Annotated in this window: 3 protein-coding genes; all 3 read right to left on the bottom strand. The window is 71.1% G+C overall.

What is annotated here, in order from left to right:
- Positions 1-394: 394 nt before the first annotated feature.
- The 3 genes from ACZ38L_RS38810 to ACZ38L_RS38800 all read right to left on the bottom strand — a co-directional run bounded on the left by ACZ38L_RS38810 (position 395) and on the right by ACZ38L_RS38800 (position 3,579).
- Positions 395-2,296: a hypothetical protein gene (locus tag ACZ38L_RS38810; RefSeq protein WP_465702746.1), complete on the bottom strand. Its 1,902-nt coding sequence runs from the start codon at positions 2,294-2,296 to the stop codon at positions 395-397.
- A gap of 39 nt (positions 2,297-2,335) precedes the next feature.
- Positions 2,336-2,647, bottom strand: a complete 312-nt coding sequence (locus ACZ38L_RS38805) for a hypothetical protein (RefSeq protein WP_465702743.1) — start codon at positions 2,645-2,647, stop codon at positions 2,336-2,338.
- Between the two features lie 218 nt (positions 2,648-2,865).
- Complete coding sequence (locus ACZ38L_RS38800) at positions 2,866-3,579, bottom strand: helicase associated domain-containing protein (protein ID WP_465702741.1); 714 nt, start codon at positions 3,577-3,579, stop codon at positions 2,866-2,868.
- Between the last annotated feature and the right edge of the window lie 161 nt (positions 3,580-3,740).

The raw sequence follows: 3,740 nt of genomic DNA, 5'->3' as shown, positions 1-3,740 counted from the left end.
CTTCAGTCCGAGGGCGCCGTCCGGTCTCCCGGCAGCTGCGCACCTGTGAAGCTTTGAGGCAAGATCGGCTACACCACTCGGCGGGACACGACCTGCAACGCAGGGGCCGTCACGAACGCAACCACTTAGCTTCCTCAGTCTCTGCCGAGATGGTCCGCTGACTCAAAGCAGAATCACCTCCGAGCCCCCTCCAAGATCGCGATTCTCCGCAAGGTCGAGTGGTAGTACACCCTGGGGAATTGCGTGACGGTCAGACAAGAGACGGACGACCATGAGTCGCAGATCGCTTCGAAGTTCTCGCTTGAAGGTCATCACCGGAGTATCGGTGGGCGTACTTGCCGCAGCCGTCAGCTTCCTGTCAGCAACGTCCGCAACCGCCGATGCGGCCCAAAAGTCAGGTGCCAGTCACAATCATGGGCTGCCAGGCCCTAACGGGGCCATGAGTGATGCCTTCGACGCGCGGAGCAGAGGCGCATACTCTTCTGCTAGACAGCAGGCTTCCAGAAGGGACGACGCTGAAGACTCTGGCGCCCCCTGCCGCCACAACTACGAATCCCACTCCGATCACTGTCGTGGTCCGCAGGGTCCGCAGGGGTCGACCGGCGCCCAGGGTGTTCAGGGCCCGCAGGGCTTTCAAGGCACAGCCGGTGCCCAGGGCTCGACCGGTGCGCAGGGCACCCAGGGCTTTCAGGGCTCGACCGGGCCCCAGGGTGGCAGTGGCGCGCAGGGCACGGCCGGTGTCCAGGGCTCGACCGGTGCGCAGGGCACCCAGGGCTTTCAGGGCTCGACCGGGCCCCAGGGCGTTCAAGGGTCGGCTGGAGTTGCGGGTCCGCAGGGCTTTCAGGGTGGCAGTGGCGCGCAGGGATCGGCCGGCTCGCAGGGGTTCCAGGGGTCGTCCGGGGCGCAGGGCTTTCAGGGGTCGGCCGGGCCCCAGGGTGACAGCGGTGCGCAGGGTTCGTCTGGCCTGCAGGGTGTTGGGGGGCCAGCCGGGTCTCAGGGCCCCGCGGGCACGCAGGGTGTTCAAGGGCCGGCTGGGGTCGCGGGTCCGCAGGGTTTCCAAGGCGATATGGGAGCGCAGGGCTCGGCCGGAGTGCAGGGTTTCCAGGGTGTGACCGGAGTCGCGGGCCCGCAGGGCGTCCAGGGCCCGGCCGGGTCCCAGGGTTTTCAGGGTGACAGTGGCGCGCAGGGTGTCCAGGGGTCGGTTGGAGTCGCGGGCCCGCAGGGTGTCCAGGGTTCGTCCGGCGCGCAGGGTTCGTCGGGTGCGCAGGGTGTCGATGGCGCGACCGGCGCCCAGGGATCCACCGGAGCGCAGGGCTCGGCCGGTGCGCAGGGTTTCCAGGGTGTGACCGGTGCCCAGGGATCCCCGGGCGTGCAGGGTCCGCAGGGCGTCGAGGGCACTGGTGCCCAGGGATCTACCGGCGCGCAGGGCCCGCAGGGCGTGCAGGGCTCTAGCGGTGGGCCCCAGGGGCCGCAGGGTCCACAGGGCTCCAGCGGAGGACCTCAGGGTCCGCAGGGTTTCCAAGGCGATATGGGAGCGCAGGGCTCGGCCGGAGTGCAGGGTTTCCAGGGTGTGACCGGAGTCGCGGGCCCGCAGGGCGTCCAGGGCCCGGCCGGGTCCCAGGGTTTTCAGGGTGACAGTGGCGCGCAGGGTGTCCAGGGGTCGGTTGGAGTCGCGGGCCCGCAGGGTGTCCAGGGTTCGTCCGGCGCGCAGGGTTCGTCGGGTGCGCAGGGTGTCGATGGCGCGACCGGCGCCCAGGGATCCACCGGAGCGCAGGGCTCGGCCGGAGTGCAGGGTTTCCAGGGTGTGACCGGAGTCGCGGGCCCGCAGGGCGTCCAGGGGTCGGCCGGGTCCCAGGGTTTTCAGGGTGACAGTGGCGCGCAGGGTGTCCAGGGGTCGGTTGGAGTCGCGGGCCCGCAGGGTTTCCAGGGTTCGTCCGGCGCGCAGGGTGCGCAGGGCGTCGATGGCGCGACCGGCACACAGGGATCCATCGGAGCGCAAGGCCCGGCGGGCGTTTCGGGTCCACAGGGTGTCCAGGGTGCGTCTGGGGCCCAGGGCTCGACCGGCGTCCAGGGCTCGACCGGCGTCCAGGGTGACAGTGGCGCGCAGGGCGCGCAGGGTGTCCAGGGGTCGGTTGGAGTCGCGGGCCCGCAGGGTGTCCAGGGTTTGTCCGGCGCGCAGGGTTCGTCGGGTGCGCAGGGCGTTGAGGGCACCACTGGCGCCCAGGGCACCACCGGAGCGCAGGGCGCCCAGGGTGTCCAGGGCTCGACCGGCGCACAGGGCACCACCGGTGCCCAAGGCTCCACCGGAGCCCAAGGCACCCAAGGCTTCCAAGGCTCAACTGGCGCCCAGGGCGGCACTGGAGCGCAGGGCGCCCAGGGTTTCCAGGGCACTCAGGGGGTGACCGGCACCACTGGTCCGCAGGGCGGCACTGGAGCGCAGGGCGCCCAGGGTTTCCAGGGTTTCCAGGGGGTGACCGGCACCACTGGTCCGCAGGGCGACGCCGGAGCCCAGGGCGCCCAGGGTTTCCAGGGTTTCCAGGGCACTCAGGGGGTGACCGGCACCACTGGTCCGCAGGGCGACGCCGGAGCCCAGGGCGCCCAGGGTTTCCAGGGCACCACCGGAGCCCAGGGCGCCCAGGGTTTCCAAGGCACCACCGGAGCGCAGGGCGCCCAGGGTTTCCAGGGCACCACCGGAGCGCAGGGCGCCCAGGGTTTCCAGGGCACCACCGGAGCGCAGGGCTCCCAGGGCTCCCAGGGAGCGCTAAGCAGCACCTCCGTCATCACCGGAAGCACCGTGGTGGTAACTTGATCATCACTCTGGGGCTTTCGTGAGCACCGGGGTTCCCGCAGGTCGTCGCTGGGGGTCTACCAGGCCACGCCCAGGGCCTCCAGCTGCCCGCGCTGCTCCTCGCTGAGCTTGTCGCGGCGGGCCTTCTGGTTGTTGAGCCAGGTGCCCAGCGACAGCCCCTCGGTGGTCTTGTGGGTGCGCGGGACCTTCGCGTGTCCCTCCCGCTCGACGAACGCGACCAGCGCCGCCAGGTGCTGCTGGAACCGGTCTGCCCGCGAGACCTTCGGCTTCGCCGCGGCCGCCGCCCGCGCGGCCGCCAGCTCCTGGTCCTCCTCGATCCCGATCGCCGCCAGCAGGTCCCGCTGCTCCTGGTCGAGTACGGCCCAGCCGGCCCGTTGGGTGCGCACCCACCGGCCGAGCTGCTCGCCCTCGAACGTCGTCTCCAGCGGCATGGCGGCCCAGTCGACCCGGCCGTCCGATTCCAGCCACCACACCCTTGCGACGGAGTAGGTGCGCTGCCAGGTGATCGGCCAGGCCGGGCACCACCACGGGTCGATCTCCTCCAACGCGGCCCGGCGCTCCGGATCCAGCGCACCGGGCTCTCCCGCCGGCACCTCGGCCGTAGCCCGCAGCCCGGCGAGCCAGGCCCCGATCGCGTACCCGCCGATGGCGGCCCGCGCGGGCGCGGCCAGGGAGCCGCCGTGCTCCTTCGCCCACACCCGCGCCCAGTCCAGACCGGCGTCGAACCGCGCATCGCTGACGGACCAGATCATCCCGAGCTGCTCCAGCATCTCGACACGGTGTCGCGGCAATTCGCCGTTCGCGTACTCCACCCGGCGCTGTGTCAGCCTCGGGTATTCAGCGGGAGTGGTGAGCTGAGCCTGAATCAGTAGAAGGTGCCCTGTGACCTGCAAGGATGTGAGTGTCGAGTTCATATCCAGCGCGCGGGTAA

It is taken from the genome of Kitasatospora sp. NPDC024654 (assembly GCF_055559155.1).
Note: the sequence above shows the minus strand (reverse complement) of the source record. Positions and strands in the feature narration are given on the sequence as shown.